Annotated in this window: 17 protein-coding genes; 10 read left to right on the plus strand and 7 right to left on the minus strand. The window is 74.2% G+C overall.

Annotated features, from left to right (window positions below):
* Positions 1–103: 103 nt before the first annotated feature.
* From ACFV18_RS08490 to ACFV18_RS08500, 3 genes are read left to right on the plus strand one after another with little or no spacing between them, the layout of a single operon-like run.
* The gene (locus ACFV18_RS08490; RefSeq protein WP_380480635.1) at positions 104–748 is read left to right on the plus strand and encodes a helix-turn-helix transcriptional regulator; all 645 of its coding nucleotides are present in this window, start codon (positions 104–106) and stop codon (positions 746–748) included.
* 32 nt (positions 749–780) lie between these two features.
* On the plus strand, positions 781–1,260 hold the full coding sequence (locus tag ACFV18_RS08495) for a DUF3291 domain-containing protein (RefSeq protein WP_380480637.1): 480 nt from the start codon (positions 781–783) through the stop codon (positions 1,258–1,260).
* A 44-nt stretch (positions 1,261–1,304) separates the two neighbouring features.
* Positions 1,305–2,720, plus strand: coding sequence for a tetratricopeptide repeat protein (locus tag ACFV18_RS08500; RefSeq protein ID WP_380480639.1), 1,416 nt, complete (start codon positions 1,305–1,307; stop codon positions 2,718–2,720).
* A 43-nt stretch (positions 2,721–2,763) separates the two neighbouring features.
* Here the strand turns inward: ACFV18_RS08500 and ACFV18_RS08505 are convergent, their stop codons facing one another.
* From ACFV18_RS08505 to ACFV18_RS08515, 3 genes are all read right to left on the minus strand, one after another.
* Positions 2,764–3,165: a hypothetical protein gene (locus tag ACFV18_RS08505; RefSeq protein WP_380480640.1), complete on the minus strand. Its 402-nt coding sequence runs from the start codon at positions 3,163–3,165 to the stop codon at positions 2,764–2,766.
* Positions 3,129–4,070, minus strand: a complete 942-nt coding sequence (locus tag ACFV18_RS08510) for a threonine/serine dehydratase (protein WP_380480642.1) — start codon at positions 4,068–4,070, stop codon at positions 3,129–3,131. The genes ACFV18_RS08505 and ACFV18_RS08510 overlap by 37 nt, the downstream gene beginning before the upstream one ends.
* 109 nt (positions 4,071–4,179) lie before the next feature.
* A complete protein-coding gene (locus tag ACFV18_RS08515) occupies positions 4,180–4,833 on the minus strand; it encodes a DUF5701 family protein (RefSeq protein ID WP_380480644.1) in 654 nt (217 codons plus the stop codon).
* A 200-nt stretch (positions 4,834–5,033) separates the two neighbouring features.
* On the opposite strand from ACFV18_RS08515, the gene ACFV18_RS08520 reads away from it, so the two are divergent.
* Entirely contained in the window at positions 5,034–6,386 is a 1,353-nt protein-coding gene (locus ACFV18_RS08520) for a cryptochrome/photolyase family protein (RefSeq protein ID WP_380480646.1), read from the plus strand.
* Positions 6,387–6,393: 7 nt separating this feature from the next.
* Here the strand turns inward: ACFV18_RS08520 and ACFV18_RS08525 are convergent, their stop codons facing one another.
* Positions 6,394–7,197 carry a VOC family protein gene (locus ACFV18_RS08525; RefSeq protein ID WP_380480648.1) on the minus strand — a complete coding sequence of 268 codons (804 nt, stop codon included), beginning with the start codon at positions 7,195–7,197 and terminating at the stop codon, positions 6,394–6,396.
* Positions 7,198–7,484: 287 nt separating this feature from the next.
* Here ACFV18_RS08525 and ACFV18_RS08530 point away from each other — a divergent pair, with 287 nt between their 5' ends.
* Positions 7,485–7,922 carry an STAS domain-containing protein gene (locus tag ACFV18_RS08530; RefSeq protein WP_380480650.1) on the plus strand — a complete coding sequence of 146 codons (438 nt, stop codon included), beginning with the start codon at positions 7,485–7,487 and terminating at the stop codon, positions 7,920–7,922.
* 140 nt (positions 7,923–8,062) lie between these two features.
* On the opposite strand, the gene ACFV18_RS08535 is transcribed toward ACFV18_RS08530, so the two are convergent.
* On the minus strand, positions 8,063–9,700 hold the full coding sequence (locus ACFV18_RS08535; protein ID WP_380480652.1) for a sigma-70 family RNA polymerase sigma factor: 1,638 nt from the start codon (positions 9,698–9,700) through the stop codon (positions 8,063–8,065).
* Between the two features lie 288 nt (positions 9,701–9,988).
* Positions 9,989–11,248: an SLC13 family permease gene (locus ACFV18_RS08540; RefSeq protein ID WP_380480653.1), complete on the minus strand. Its 1,260-nt coding sequence runs from the start codon at positions 11,246–11,248 to the stop codon at positions 9,989–9,991.
* A 163-nt stretch (positions 11,249–11,411) separates the two neighbouring features.
* Here ACFV18_RS08540 and ACFV18_RS08545 point away from each other — a divergent pair, with 163 nt between their 5' ends.
* From ACFV18_RS08545 to ACFV18_RS08555, 3 genes are all read left to right on the plus strand, one after another.
* Complete coding sequence (locus ACFV18_RS08545) at positions 11,412–11,711, plus strand: hypothetical protein (protein WP_380480655.1); 300 nt, start codon at positions 11,412–11,414, stop codon at positions 11,709–11,711.
* 125 nt (positions 11,712–11,836) lie between these two features.
* Entirely contained in the window at positions 11,837–12,439 is a 603-nt protein-coding gene (locus tag ACFV18_RS08550) for a LysE family transporter (protein WP_380480657.1), read from the plus strand.
* A 101-nt stretch (positions 12,440–12,540) separates the two neighbouring features.
* Positions 12,541–14,040, plus strand: coding sequence for a carboxylesterase/lipase family protein (locus tag ACFV18_RS08555; protein ID WP_380480659.1), 1,500 nt, complete (start codon positions 12,541–12,543; stop codon positions 14,038–14,040).
* 40 nt (positions 14,041–14,080) lie between these two features.
* Here the strand turns inward: ACFV18_RS08555 and ACFV18_RS08560 are convergent, their stop codons facing one another.
* A complete protein-coding gene (locus ACFV18_RS08560; protein ID WP_380480661.1) occupies positions 14,081–14,263 on the minus strand; it encodes a hypothetical protein in 183 nt (60 codons plus the stop codon).
* Positions 14,264–14,363: 100 nt separating this feature from the next.
* Between ACFV18_RS08560 and ACFV18_RS08565 the strand changes: the two genes are divergently transcribed.
* Complete coding sequence (locus tag ACFV18_RS08565; protein WP_380480663.1) at positions 14,364–14,915, plus strand: aminoglycoside phosphotransferase family protein; 552 nt, start codon at positions 14,364–14,366, stop codon at positions 14,913–14,915.
* 237 nt (positions 14,916–15,152) lie between these two features.
* Positions 15,153–15,509 carry a hypothetical protein gene (locus tag ACFV18_RS08570; RefSeq protein ID WP_380480665.1) on the plus strand — a complete coding sequence of 119 codons (357 nt, stop codon included), beginning with the start codon at positions 15,153–15,155 and terminating at the stop codon, positions 15,507–15,509.
* Positions 15,510–15,512 lie beyond the last annotated feature (3 nt).

Raw genomic sequence — 15,512 nt, forward strand, 5'->3', positions numbered from 1 at the left:
GTGGCGGGGAATCCCGGAGCCTGGCGCAAGGTGGCCGGTGCGGGCAGTGATTCGCGCCACCGGGGGGTCTTTCGGATACGACCATTGGTCATAGACTCGGTGGATGGCTTCTGAGGACGACTCGTACGCGGCGCTGGGCGCGCTGGGCGATCCGGTGCGGCGCCGGCTGTACTGGCATGTGGCGGCGGCGCCGGAGGAGGTGGGGCGGGACGCGGCGGCGGAGGCGGCGGGGATCTCCCGGTCGCTGGCGGCGTTCCACCTGGACAAGCTGGTCGAGGCGGGGCTGCTGGCGGTGTCGTACCGGCGGCTCTCGGGGCGGACCGGCCCGGGCGCGGGGCGGCCGGCGAAGCTGTACCGGCGGGCGGAGGGGGAGTTCGCGGTGTCGGTGCCGCCGCGTTCGTACGACGCGGCGGGCCGGCTGCTCGCGGAGACGGTGGAGCGGGCGGGGCTGGACCGGGAGTTGCAGGCGGCGGCGAAGGCCGCGGGCGCGGCGGATCCGGACGCGGCCGGGTCGGGGGCGGACCTGGAGGAGGTGCTGCGGGCGCGCGGGTACGCGCCGTTCTGGGACGGCGAGGTGCTGCGGCTGCGCAACTGCCCGTTCCACGCGCTGGCGGAGGAGTTCCCGGGGCTGGTGTGCGGGATGAACCTGGCGCTGCTGGGCGGTCTGGCGGGGGAGCAGTGGGCGCCGAGGATGGAGGCGTGCGCGGGCGGCTGCTGCGTGGCGCTTTCTAAAAACAAAATTCGTTGACGTTACATCGTGGGCCGCGCCATGCTTGTCCCATGACCGGTTTTCAGCTCGCGCAGATCAACGTCGGCCGCCTTCTCGCGCCGCCCACCGACCCGCAGGTCGCGGACTTCATCGGTCAGATCGGCGAGATGAACGCGCTCGCCGAGCGCAGCCCCGGGTTCGTCTGGCGGCTGGTGGACGACGCGGACGCGGAGGCGGTGGCCGCCTTCCCCGAGGTGGCCGACGAGCGGTTCCAGATCAACTGCTCGGTGTGGGAGTCGGTCGAAGCGCTGTGGGAATACGCGTTCCGCAGTGACCACCTGCGGGTGCTGAGCCGCCGCCGGGAGTGGTTCGAGCGCCCCGACGGCCCGCACCAGGCGCTGTGGTGGGTGCCGGCCGGCCACCGCCCGAGCCTCACCGAGGCGATGGGGCGGATCGCCCGCATCCGCGACCACGGCACCGGCCCGGACGCGTTCACCTTCCGCGACCGCCACCCGGCACCGGCCGCCCAGGTGACGGCCGCGCAGCTCTGACGGTGGGCCGGGGCGCTGTCGGAGCGAACTCCTATGCTCCGGCCGTGAACATCGACGATCTTGAATGGCAGGAGAGGTCCCATGCCGGCGGGGTGCCCCCGGCGATGGCCGAGCGGTTGGTCGGGCTCGGACGCCTGGATCTGGTGATCCGGGCGGCGGCCGAGCGCGGCGAGTGGTTCTGTGCCGTGGTGGCGGTGCGCGAGCTGTGCGCGGTGGGGGACTTCGACGGGGCGTGCACGGCCGTCGAACCGTTCGCCGCCACGGGCTGGAAGCCTGCGGTGGTGCTGTTGGCGGACGTGCTGTTCCAGTGGGGCCGGACCGAGGAAGCCCTGGCGCTGGTCCGGCCGGCCGCGGACGTCCAGGACGGGCGCGAGTGGCGGGAGTTCGCCCTGATGCTGGCCCGGGCCGGGCGGGTGGACGACGCGATCGAGGTGCTCGTCCCACACCTGCGCGACTGGTGGCTGGTGGAGACCCTGGTCGATCTGACGGAGGGACAGGGCCGCGACGAGCAGGTCCTGGAACTGCTCGACCCGCTGGCCGAGGCGGCCGGACAGTGCGGGGCGAACCGCGACCACCGTCACGAGCCCTGGAACGCCCAGGAACTCCGGGCCCGCGTCCTGGAACGCACCGGCCGCGCGGACGAGGCGATCCGGACCCTCGGGGCGGACGTGGCAGCGGGCCGGTACCTGAGTCAGAACACGCTCACCTGCTACGCCGAACTGCTCGCGCGGCACGGGCGGATCGAGGAACTCCGGATCCTGGGCACCGGTGCGAAGGCCTCCGCCGTCCTGGGGCACTACGCGAAGGCACTGGAGGACGCGGGCCGGGCGCAGGAGGCCGAGGTCGTGCTGCGCGAGTTCCTCGAGATCACCGGCCACGACACCCACCGCATCAGCCTGATCGGCCTGTTGAGCCGGCAGGGGCGGATCGACGAGGCCGTCGAGGTGGGGCGGCCCACCTTCGAGTACGACGGCGGCTGGAACCAGCTCGACCTGATCACCCAGCTGCTGGTCGAGGACGGCCGGCCGGAACGGGCGCTGGAGCTCCTGGACGAACGCAGCGCCTCCTACGTCCAGGAACACCTCTGGTGGTTGCGGCCCACCAGGCTCCGGCTGCTGGCGGAGGCCGGCCGCCTGGACCAGGCCGTCGCGGAGGCCAAGGCGCTGACCGTGGAGGAGTGCGGCGAGCGGGACTGCGAGACCGCACGGCTGCTGGCCAGGAACGGGTGCGTGGAGGAAGCCGTCGAGCTGCTGCGCTCGTCGGCCGAGACCTTCGCGCCCCAGAGGCTGGCGGAGCTCCTGATCGAGCAGGGCCGGGCCGAGGAGGCCATCGCCGCCCTTCCCCCGGTGTCCGTCGCGCGCCGGCGGGCCGAGGAGCGTCGGCGGGCCGACCCCAGCGACATGGATCTGCTGTTCGACCGCCTGCTGGCCGCCCAGGACCGTGACGCCGCGACGGACTGACCTGCGGCCGCCCCGCCGGGAGGTGGTGGTTCCCTGGGGGGAATCAGGTGCCGGCGACCGGCGGGCTCAGGCGGAGGACGGCCAGGTCGAGTTGGCCGAAGCCGTCCTGCCAGCCCATCACCGGCGCGCAGCCGTACGCGTCGAGGCCCCAGGCCGGGGCGTCCTCGACCATCGGCATCAGGCCCTCCTCGCCGTCGGTGAGGAAGTGGGCGAGGTGGGCACGCAGGCCGGGGTGCTCGACGGTGGCGAGGCCCTCCTCCCAGCTCTCCTCGGGCTCGGTCTCGAACGGCACCAGGTCCTCGGGGGCGCGGCCGGTGTCGAGCGCGGCACGGAAGGCGTCCAGCAGGGTGCCGTCGGAGCGCAGCCGGGCGAAGAACTGGCCGCCCTCCGACAGCGCGCCACGCGTCCTCAGCCGAGCGTGCCCGGGTCCGTGTTCGCCCCGCACAGCACCACGCACACCCGCTCGCCCTCGGCGGGCCGGTACGCGCCGCCGGTGAGCGCGGCCAGCGCCGTCGAGGCAGCATGCTCGACGGCCAACCGGTAGCCGCCCCACAGGAGTTGACGGGCCCGGACGATCTCGCTGTCGGGGACGAGAACGGTGCGGACGCCGTCCTGCCCGGTGGCCCACAGGGCGGTCGCGGAGGCCCGCCGGGCACCGAGCGCGTCGGCGGCGACCGAATCGACGGCGACATCCACCGGGCGGCCCGCGGCCATCGCGGCGTGCAGCGCCTGCGAACCCTCCGGCTCGACGGCGACGGTCCGCACCCCGTGCTCGCGGGCCGCCGTGGCCACGCCCGCGAACAGGCCGCCACCGCCGACGGACACCACCACCGTGTCCAGCTGCGGGAGTTGACGGCGGATCTCGTCCAGCAGGGTGCCCGCGCCGGCGGCGATCAGCGGGTGGTCGTAGGCGTGCGAGGCCAGCGCGCCGGAGGACGCCGCGTACTCCTCGCAGGCCGCCAGCGCCTGCGCGTACTCGCTGCCCACCTGCCGCACTTCGGCGCCGTAGCCGCGCAGCCGGGCCACCTTCACCGCCGGCGCGGTCTCCGGCACGAACACCGTGGCCCGGACGCCCAGTTGCTGCGCCGCCCAGGCGCACGCCAGGCCCGCGTTGCCACCGGAGGCGATGGTCACGCCCGGGTCGGGGAGCGTGCCGGCCTCGCGGTGCGCCCGCAGGAAGTTCTGTGCGCCCCGGGCCTTGAACGACCCGGTGTGCTGCAGGAGTTCGAGCGCCGCCCAGACCTCCCCGCCCCCGTCGGGAAGATCGAGCGGGGCCACCGCGACGGGCCGGACCCGCCCGGCGATCCGCTCGCCGGCCGCCTTGATGTCGCCGTACGTGAGCTGGTGCACGCTGTCACTCCTGTCGCGTCGAGGGCGCGCGGGCCGGTCGGGGGCCCGCGCCGTTCGGACCCGACGGTACTGGGACTCCCGACCCGACCCGCCGCGCTTTTCGCCGTTGCTACCGGTGGCGGCCCGTCGCGGACCCGAAGCCCAGCCAGGTGTGCCGGTTGCCCGCCCAACACCAGCCGACCTTCGGGGCGTTGCGGCGCTCACGGCCGTCCCGCCCCGTGCCGTTGCTGATCCAGATCGCCGGGGTACGGGCGTCCAACGCGCCGTTCGGTTTGCGCAGCCGGGAGCCGATGGTCATGAAGCAGCGGTTGCGTTCCAGCGCGGCGGGCTGCTGGAGCACCCAGTGGATGCCCTCGGTGAGCAGCAGCGGGGTGCGGGCCTCGCCGGTGAGGGCGGGCAGCGCCTCGTCCGGGCTCCAGTTGGCCATCCGGTCGCCCCGGTCGACGCCGGTGAGCAGGTAGAGCGGGCCGTCGGGCAGCGCCACCGTGTCGAGCGGGGCGAAGTCGTCCACGTCGGGCATGTCGACCACGACGAAGCCCGGCTTGTCGTCGCGGCGCAGCAACGGTGCGAGTACGGAAGCGGGTGCGCGGTCCGGGTGGACGGCGAGCAGGGCGCCTTCGCCGGACGGGGTGGCGCCGGCGGCCTCGGCGAAGGCGCGGAGTTCGGCGGCGGACAGGCCGGCGAGCTCGTGCACCCCCAGCTCGATCAGCCGTTCGGCCTGCACAGTGAGGGACGGAAGGACGGCGGACGCAGTTTCGGGCACGACGCTCCTGAGCAGTGAGGCAGCGGGACCTCGGGTGAACGAGACCCGCCGCCGAGATGTTCCCGCACCGGGGACACTCATCCAAACCGGTGCGGCCGCCGATGAGGAGACGGGGACGGCCCGTCCCCCGCGGCCCGCCCCAGGCCCGCGCATCCCCAACGCCCCACCGCCGGGCCCGAGTACGGAAGCCGCGCCCCGAAATGACCCTCGCCGTCGTCCTGTTCACCCAGGACCTGCGCATGCACGACAACCCCGCCCTGCACGCCGCCCGCACCGCCGCCGACCAGGTGGTGCCACTGTTCGTCACCGACCCGGCGATCGCCGCCGCCGGCTTCGACGCGCCCAACCGCCGGGCGTTCCTGGCCGGTTGCCTCACCGACCTGGACGCCTCGCTGCGCCGCGCGGGCGGCCGGCTGCTGGTGCGCGAGGGCGACACCGCCGAACAGACGGCCCGACTGGCCGCCGAACTCGGCGCGCGGAGCGTGCACGTCGCCGCCGGAGTCAGCGCCTACGCCCGGCGGCGCGAACAGCGTCTGCGCCGCGCGCTCGGCGAGCGCCTGCGGGTGCACGAGGGATCGCTGACGGCCGTGCCACCCGGTGCGGTGACACCCGCGGGACGCGACCACTACGCGGTGTTCACCCCGTACCACCGGGCCTGGCAGCAGGCCGGCCGCCGCACCCCGCTGCCCGCGCCGCACACCCTGAACACCCCGAAAGGCCTGCACGGCAAGGCAGTTGAAACCGCGAAGCCCACCGCCCGCGGCCTGCCCGAGCCCGGCGAGCGCGCCGCCCGCCGGGCCTGGCAGCACTGGCACACCGCCCAGTACGCGCAGCTGCACGACGACCTCGCCGCCGACGGCACCTCGCACCTGTCGCCGTACCTGCACTTCGGCTGCCTGTCCGCGAACGAACTCGTCCACCTCGCCGAGCGGCGCGGCGGGGCGGGCGCCGAGGCGTTCGTCCGGCAGCTGGTGTGGCGCGACTTCCACCACCAGGTACTGGCCGCCCGCCCCGCCGCCGCACACGCCGACTACCGTACCCGGCACGACAGTTGGCGCACCGACGAGGCCGAACTCACCGCCTGGCGGCAGGGCCGCACCGGGTTCCCGATCATCGACGCCGGGATGCGGCAGCTCGCCGAGACCGGCTGGATGCACAACCGGGCGCGGCTGCTCACCGCGAGCTTCCTGGCCAAGTCCCTGTACCTGGACTGGCGGCTCGGCGCCCGGCACTTCCTCCACCACCTGGTTGACGGCGACGTGGCCAACAACCAGCTGAACTGGCAGTGGGTCGCCGGTACCGGCACCGACACCCGGCCCAACCGGGTCCTCAACCCGCTTGCCCAGGCCGACCGTTACGACCCCGAGGGCGCATACGTCCGCCGCTGGGTGCCCGAACTCGCCGAGCTGCCCGGTCGGTCGATCCACCGCCCCTGGCAGGCCCGTCATCGCCCCGTCGGCTATCCGGCCCCGCTGATCGCGCCCGGCAGCACCGGACACCGGCTGCGCGAGGCGCGCGGGCTCGCCAAGGAGGCGGATCTCAAAGGGAATTGACTGTGCGTCAGGAGGTGCGCGGCGCCGGGGTCATCAGCACGAAGTCCGCGCCCGCGCCGTCCACGCACACCGCCATCCGTCCGATGCCGGGCGCGTCCGAGGGGCCCATCAACACCTCTCCGCCCTTGCTGCGCACGGTGGTGGCGGCCGCGTCGCAGTCGGTGACCGTGAACACCGGGTGCCAGGACGGCACGCCCCGGGACACGGCCAGCTGCTCCGGCGGCACCTGCAGCACGCCGCCGTGCATCCGCTCCGAGGGCTGCCCGGCCGGGGTGACGATGGTGTAGGTGGTGTCCCCGCCGCCCGGCATCGGCATGTCCTCGCGCTGCCAGCCGAACACCGTCTCGTAGAACGCCAGCGCCGCCGAGGCGTCCGTGGTGTACAGCTCCGTCCAGCACAGCGCGCCCGGGTCGTCCGTCGTCTCCAGACCGCGCGCCCGGCCCGGCGTCCACGCCGCGAACTGGCCGCCCAGCGGGTCGCTGAACTGCGCGATCGACGCCCAGCCGTCCGCGTCCTGCGGCTCCAGCCGGACCGTGCCGCCCGCCCGCAGCACGGAGGCGGCGGTCTCGTGGACGTCCGGGGTGAAGAAGTACACCATCCACGCCGAACGGGCGCCGCGCTCGGTGAGCAGCCCGATCCCGGCGGCCGTGCGACCGCCCGAGGTGGCCAGCCCGAACGTGCCGTCGGTGCCCTCCAGCGGCTTGAACTCCCAACCCAGCACCGCCCCGTAGAAGTCCCCGGCGGTGGACACGTCCGGCGCGCCCAGGTCGAGCCAGCACGGTGAACCGGGCACGAAATCGGTGGTGATCATGATGGTCTCCCTTCGCCGGGCACTTCTCTCCCCAGCCTGTCACCGGCCCCCGCCCGGCGCGTCCCGGCCCGGACGGGTGGGCAGCCGTCCCGGTACCGCCAAGCGGAGGAAATCCTGTGCAGATCGTCGGGTGGAGCAACGAATTCGACCGTCGAACGGAGCCGCGCCATGACATTTCGCGGAAATTCCTCCCGCTGGCCGCGAAATCGTCACCCGGAACAGGGTTCGGGCCGCAGGAATCGGGCAGAGGCCGCATACCCCCAGCGATCCCAGAGAAAGGCACCAGAGTGGCACTGAGCGTGAGCTACGGGGAGCGATACGGCTGGACGGTCGTCCAGGTCGCCGGAGAGGTGGACATCAGCGGAGTCTCCGCACTTCGCGAGCGCCTCCAGCGACTGGTCACCGAAGGCTGCCTGCGGATGGTGGTGGACATCAGCCGGGTCGACTTCTGCGACTCCACCGGCTTCGCCGTCCTGGTCGCGACCCGTCGCATGCTGTCCTCCCGCGGCGGCCGGCTCCGGCTGGTCCTCCCCGGCCCCGAGACCCACACCCGCAAGATCCTCCAACTCTTCGGCATCCAACGGATCTTCGACGTCCACGACTCGGTCGACGACGCCCTCGCCGACCTGCGCGCGGCGGCGATGGGCGAGAGCGCGCCGGCCATGAGCGCCGACGCCGACGCCGTCCCGCGCCCGCGCGGGGGCAGCCGCGCCGCCGCCGACTGACCCGCCCGGCGCGCGGGAGGCCGTCAACGGTGACGGCCGGACCCGCACCCGCCCGTCGGATGGCCGGACCCGCACCCGTCCGGCAGTGGACAGCCCGCAGCGTCAACGGCGACGGCTGCGGTATCCACAGCGGCGAGGCATCAGCTCGGAGTACCGAAATCCTGTGTCCACCAGGGCCCACCCGCGCCCTGGTGCACCCCCACGCCCAGCTCGGTGAACGTGCAGTTCAGGATGTTCGCCCGGTGGCTCGGGCTGTTCATCCAGCTGGCCATCACCGCCGCCGGGTCGTTCTGACCGCGCGCGATGTTCTCGCCCCAGCCGCTCCACTCGTAACCGGCGGCGTCGATCCGCTCCGCCGGGCCGTCGCCGTCCGGGTTGGTGTGGTCGAAGAACGAGCGCTCCGCCATGTCGTCCGACTGCTCCTGCGCCGCGTCCGCCAGCTGCCCGTTCGCCGACACCGCCGGACAACCCGCCTGCGCACGTTGGGCGTTGACCAGATCCAGCACCTGCTGCCCGAGATCCCCCGTACGCTTCCCGGCCGACGGCGCGAGCGCCCGCGACGAGGGCCGGGCCGGGACCGTCGCCTTTCCGGACGCCGACGCCGACGCCGAGGGTGACGCCGACGCGGACGGCGAGGCGCTCGCGGACGGCGCGGTGCCGACCGCCGGATCGGCCAGCGCCTCCACATGCTCCGCACCGGCCACCACTGGCGGCTGCTGCGCGTCCGGGCCGTCCGCCGTCGGCGAGGAGCCCGGCAGGAGCACCGCCACCAGCAGCCCCGCCGCGACCGTCACCACCCCGCCGCCCACCAGCAACCGGCCCCGCCCCGGCCCCCGGCGAGGCGCCGCCCGACGGCCGTGCCGGGCGCCCGCCCGGTGCGACTCCTTCCGGGACACCCGCCGGTGCGAGGACGCGTTGTGCGCCGAGCCGGCCGAGCCGGCCGAGCGGGGTGAGCCAGCCGAGCCAGCCGATTCAGCCGAGCCGGCCGCACCCGTGGGCTCCATCCTCGGCAGGGCCGCCAAGCCGTCCGGCACCGGCACCATCGCCAGGCCCGCCAGCAGCCCCTCGGCCGGCATCAGCCCGCGCCGCTGCTCCCCGCACACCGCGCACTCGCGCACATGACGGCCGATCCGCTTGCGCCACAACGCGCCCGGTACACCGTCCCAACCCGCCGTGAGCTCCGCCAACCACGCGCACCCCGGCACCGCGCCCAGCGCCCGCACCGCCATCCGGGCCGCCTCCAACTGACCCTTCATCCGCTGCACCCGCACCGCCGCGTGCTGCGGCGACACCTCCAGCGCCGCCGCCAACTCCGCCCGCGACAGCTCGCCCGCCGCCTCCAGCCACCACAGCGCCAGCAGATCCCGGTCGCCCTCGTCCAGCCAGCGGGTCGCCTCCGCGACCTCCCGCCGCTGCTCCGACAGCCCCAACCGGACGATCGTCAGCCCGACGAAATCGGCGGCCGGATCCGCGACCGCCGCCGCGTCCGGCACCGCCCGCGCCGCGCCCCCGTCGCCCTGGTCGCCCTCGTCGCGGAACCGGCGACGCACCTGGTTCAGCGCGATCGCCACCAGCCAGCTGCGGAAGCCGCCGGGATCCCGCAGCCCCGGCAGCCCGTCCACCGCCCGCAGCATGGTCTCCTGGACCACGTCGTCGGTGTCCGGATGCCCCGACAGCGCCCGGCCCACCACGTTGTACACCAGCGGCAGGTGACCCCCCACCAGCTCCGCCACCGCCTGCCGGTCACCGTGCTGCGCCCGGCCGACCAGCGTCGTCACCTGCCCACTGTCCACAGCCCGGCCCGTCCTCGTGTTCTCGCGTCGTGCCCTCACACCATCGGAGATCCACCGGCGGTCGGCGGATAACGGAAAAGTGCGGGGAGATTTTCCCGACGTGCGGGGGAGCTCCCCGACGTGGGCCGAAACGACCCTATGACCTGCCCGACGGGCGGTGCCGGAGGGCCGGGCGGGCCCGTGAGGTTTTCATCCGGGCCGCCCGGGCGTTCAGCCGTTCGGCTGCGCGCGGGTGGCTGTTCGAGAGGCGGCAGGTCAGGCGCCCCGGCCGGGTCAGGTGCCGAGCAGGCGGAGGGAGGCCCAGAGCGCCAGGACGGCGGTGGCGAGGGTGGCCGGGGTGGTGATCGCGCCGAGGCGGGTGAAGGTGCGCAGGCCGCCGTCGTCGATCGCCCGGTCCTGCACGATGCGCCGCCACAGCAGGGTGGCGAGCGAGCCGGCGTACGTCAGGTTGGGGCCGAGGTTGACGCCCAGCAGCACGGCCAGCACGGCGCCCGGGCCGGACGGTGCGGCGAGCGGGACGAGCAGCAGCGTGGCGGGCAGGTTGTTCACCAGGTTCGCGAGCAGCGCGGCCAGGCCCGCCAGCGCGAACAGTGTCGGCAGCGAACCGCCGGACGGGACCAGCGCGGCCAGCCACCCGGCCAGCCCGTTGTCCACCACCGCCTTCACCACCACGCCCAGCGCCAGCACGAACGCCAGGAACGGCAGTGCCGCCGCCTGCACGATCCGGCGGGCGTCGGTCCGTCCCGCCGCCAACGCGCGGACCGCCAGCACCGTCGCGCCGAGCGCCGCCGCCCACACCGGGGAGACGCCGAGCGCGGAGGCCACCACGAAACCGGCCAGCGTGCCGGCCACCGTCAGCAGCGCGAACCGGGGCAGCCGGGGGCGATCGGCGGGCGCGGGGAGAGCAGCAGGAACGGCGAGCTCGGCGGCGAAGAAACGGCGCAGCAGCAGATACTCGACGCCGACGGCGCCCAGCCACGGCAGCGCCATCAGTGCGGTGAACCGGCCGAAGGTCAGGCCGCTGGCGGTGAACGCGAGCAGATTGGTCAGGTTCGACACCGGCAGCAGCAGCGACGCGGTGTTGGCCAGGTGCCCGCACGCGTACACGTGCGGCCGGGCCCGGACCGCGAGGACACCTGCCGTCGCCGCCACCACGGGCGTCAGCAGCACCACCGTGGCGTCCAGGCTGAGTACCGCCGTCACCACCGCCGCCACCCCGAACACCTGCCCCAGCAGCCGCACCGGCCGGCCGCCCGACGCGCTCGCCATCCAGCGGCCGCACGCCTCGAACAGCCCCTCGTCGTCGCAGAGTTGGGCCAGTACCAGGACCGCCGCCAGGAACCCCACCACCGGCCCGAGCCGCCCCAGCTCGCCCCATGCCGCCGCCGGGGACACCGCGCCGACCGCCACCAGCAGCCCCGCCGCCGGAACCGCCACCACCGCCTCCGGCCACCCGAACGGTCGCCGCACCGCACTCACCAGCACGACGCCCAGCAACCCCAACGACAGGATCTCGGCGCCCACCGTGCCCATGCCTACCCCTTCCGACCTGCGATGTTCCGATCCTCGGCCTACGCCCGTCGGGCGACCGGCCCCCATCCAAGCAGGTGCCTCGCGGTGCCGAGCAGCCCGCCTATCGGGTATGACTGGTCGGACAAATTCAGTTGTTCGCTTCGGGTGCGGAGGACGGGCCGTGATGGACTGCCGGGACGGGTGGCGCAGGGCGCTGGACGCGGGATTCTCGATCGGATCGGTGGGGTCGTTCCTGTCGATCGGGTCGGCGTACTCCGTGCTGTCGATCGGCTCGGTGGGCTCGGCGCTGTCGCTCGGCAGCGTCGGCTCGTCGTTCTCGGTGCTGTCGGTGGGCTCCTGGCGCAGCGCCGCGTCCGTGCTGTCGGCGGACTCGGTGCTGTCCCTGCTCTCCTACCGCTCGGTGCTCGCGCGGCGGGCCGCGCACCAGCGGCGCGGGGGAGCGGGCTGCGTGCGGACCGAGTGAACTCGTCCTGCTGCCACGGGCGTTGACTGTACGGGGAGTGAAGAGGCGCTTCGGGGACGCGAGTTGACCGTCGGCGGAGCGAAAAACCGGTGCGGGTGGGCGGGTTCGGCCGCCATTGTGGGGGGATGACGACAGGCGCGGCGCTCGAAGGTGTGGTGGCGGGGCTCGGAGTGGCGGTGCCGCTCGGCGCGGTCGGGGTCCTGCTGCTCCAGGAGGGCCGCCGGGGCTGGGCCCCCGCCGCCGGCGGGGCGACGGCGGTCGCGGCGGTGGACGGCGCGTACGCGACGGTCGCCGTACTGGCCGGCCCCCGGGTCGCCCACCTGCTCGCCGGACACGAGAGCGCGGTGCACGCCGTCTCCGCCCTGCTGCTCGGCGCGATCGCCGTCCACGGCCTGCTCGGCCTTCGCCGCACCGCCGAACCCACCGAGGCCCCGTCGCCCGGCAGCGCGGCCCGCGCGTTCGTCCGCTTCGCCCTGCTGACCCTCGTCAACCCGACCACCGCCCTCTACTTCACCGCCCTGATCGCCGCCCGCGGCACCGACGCCCGGTCCGGCGCCACCGCCTTCGTGGCCGGTGTCTTCCTGGCCTCGCTCGTCTGGCAGCACGTCCTCGCCGCGGCGGGCGCCTTCGCCGGCGCGAAGCTCGGACCCCGGGTGCGGCGCTCCACGTACGCGGCGGGCTACGGGCTGGTCGCGGTGCTGGCCCTGCGGCTGGCGTTCAGCGGCTGAACCGGGCGCCGGGCACAGGGAATTCGGTTGCGGCCATGGTGAGCGGGCGGAAGGCTCGAAGCGCCCGAACCATCCCGAGCCCTTCCGAAACCGGACTTCCGATGAGCAACGCCACAGTCAGCACCCGCCACGGCCAGGTCCGCGGCCGCCTCCACGACGGCACCGCGTCCTTCCTGGGAATCCCTTACGCCGCACCGCCGTTCGGCGCCAACCGGATGCGACCGCCGGTGGCCCCCGAGCCGTGGGGCGGCGTCCGCGACGCGCTCGTCCCCGGCCCGAGTGCCCCGCAACCCGGCTACGCCCCGGCGATGGCCGGGCTTCTGGTGGAGGCCGGCCCGCAGGGCGAGGACTGCCTCAACCTCAACGTCTGGACGCCGTCGCCGAGTTGCTCCGGTGAGGGGCTGCCCGTCATGGTGTGGATCCACGGCGGCGCCTTCCGCAACGGGTCCGGCTCGCTGCCCACCTACGACGGCTCCGTCCTCGCCCGGGACGGCGTCGTCTGCGTCACCCTGAACTACCGGCTCGGCGCGGAGGGCTTCCTGCTGCTGCCCGACGGCACCGCCAACCTCGGCCTGTTGGACCAGATCGCCGCGCTGGAGTGGGTGCGCGACATCGCCGCGTTCGGCGGCGACCCCGGCAACGTCACCGTCTTCGGGCAGTCCGCCGGAGCGATCGGCATCACCGCGCTCATGACGATGCCCCGCGCCGAGGGTCTGTTCCGCCGGGCCATCACCCAGAGCGGCGCCGGACACCACGCCCACACCCCCGAGATCGGGCGCCGCATCACCGCACGGCTGGCCGAACTCGCCGGCGCCGAGTGCACCGTCGAAGCCCTCGCCGCCGTCCCGCCTGCGGAGTTGGCCGCCGCCAACAGCCGACTCGCCCAGGAGATCGCCCGCAGCACCGAACCGGCCCAGTGGGGCGAGTCCGCAGGCGGCGGCACCACCGTCCTGCCGGTCACCGGCACCGCGACGCTCCCCGAACGCCCCATCGACGCCATCGCCGCCGGCGCGGGCCGCCACCTCGACCTGCTCACCGGCGTCACCGCCGAGGAGTTCCGCCTGTTCCTCGTCCCGCTCGGCATGGCCGACCGTATCAACGACGGCTTCCTGCACGGCTTCCTCGCCGACCTCGGCCTCGACCCCGTCGCCGCGCGCGCCGCCTACGCCTCGCACCGACCGGACGCCGACGCCGCCGACCTGTTCTCGGCCGTGATGACCGACCACGGCTACCGCCTGCCCGCGATCCGCATCGCCGAGGCCCGCGCCGCCCACGGCGCCGACACCTACTTCTACGAGTTCACCCAGCCCTCCCCGGCCCTGAACGGCGCCCTCGGCGCCTGCCACATGGCCGAACTCGGCCCCGTCTTCGGCAACCTGCACGACCCGCTGATGAACACCCCCGACCAGCCCTTGCTCTCCGAGCGGATCCGTACCGCCTGGACCACCTTCGCCCACCACGGCCACCCCACCACCAGCCTGCTCCCGCCCTGGCCCCCCTACCTCCCCGACCGCTCCGTCATGCGCCTGAACGCCACCGCCCCCACCATCCACCTCGACCCGGCCGGCCCTGAGCGCCTCCTGTGGACGGACCTGCGCTGATCACCGCGCCGGCGCCACCACTCCCCAGGGGGCCATTTCGTCAGGGCTCCTCGACCAGGCCGGAGGAGAAGGGGAAGGACTTCAGGAACTCGCGCCGGCGCGGGTCCGGTTCGGCCTCGGCCAGGTCGGCGAGGACCCTCAGGAGTCGGCCGTGCTGAAGGTCTCGTTCCCGCACCCCGGCAACGCCTACGAGGCGGACGCGTTCGCCGTCTGGGGCGGTCACGGTGCGGTGCGATTGCTCCGGCGCGACGACGCCCGGTTCGCGATGCTGCTGGAGCGGGCCGGCCGACCGGCGCACCCTCGCCGAGCACCGGGACGTCGCCGTGGAGGAAGCCGTCGCCATTGCCGGCCGCCTCACCCACAGACTGGCGGTGGCCGCACCGCCCGGTCTGCCACGGCTCAGCGACCGTGGCGAACAGTGGGCGGCCGACCTCCGTGCGGACGCCGACCGGCTGCCCCGGCCGCTGCCGCGCCAGGTGGTGGACGCCGGGATCGCCACCGTCCGCGAACTCGGAACCGACCAGCCCGACACGCTCGTCCACGGCGACCTGCACCTCGGCAACATCCTGCGCGCCGAGCGCGAACCCTGGCTGGCCATCGACCCCAAGGGCTACGTCGGCGACCCTGCCTACGACGCAATCACCGTGCTCCGCAGCCGATTTGACGACCTGCTCGCCGCAGGCGACCTGCGCCGGGCGGTGCTGCGCCGACTCGCGATCTACGCGGACGCCGCCGAACTCGACCACGACCGGGTCCGCCGCTGGGACGAGGCCCGCGCGGTGAGCGCTGCCCACTGGGGGCGGGAACACGGCGACCCCGGCTGGCTGGTCGAAGTCACCGGCCGGATCGCGCAGTTGCTGAGCACGCAGGCATGAGTCCATGGGTCTGCGGAGTACAGGCCGGGCGGAGCGAATACTCACGCCGGTTACCTGACCGGAACGGGGAGACGGCCGGGCCGGAACGGGAGCGGGTGCTGAGTCACTTTGCACCCGGTGCGTCTTGAACTGCGGGTGGGGGATGCAGGATGCTCGCTGGCGGAGAATCAACCTGTCTGGGGAGGACCGGAGTTGGACTGGGCTCACGCGGCCGGGTATGGCGGCGTCGGGGGAGCGTTGGTCGAACTGGTGGTCGCCAATGGGCGGTTGCTGGCGTGGCAGGCGGCGCGGCATCGGGCACGGCAGGAGAGGCGGCGGCGGATGCCGCCGTTGCGTCATTACGTCGACTTCTCGGCGGACTTGGCTGCCGGACTGAGCCGGATAGCGCTGGGGGCGGTCACGGGGTGGCTGTTGCACTCCCAGATCACCGGACTGTACGCGGCGGTGGCGGCCGGGGCCTCGGCGCCCGCGTTGTTGCGGCAGATCGGGTCGTTCACCTCGGCGCAGGCCGTCACGAGGGGTGAAGAGCCACCGGAATCCGGGGAGTTGGAGTCCGTTCCGGTGCCGGGGCGGCCGGGGGAGGCCGGGTCATGAGCT

The organism is Kitasatospora sp. NPDC059673 (assembly GCF_042734215.1).
Taxonomy (GTDB): domain Bacteria; phylum Actinomycetota; class Actinomycetes; order Streptomycetales; family Streptomycetaceae; genus Kitasatospora.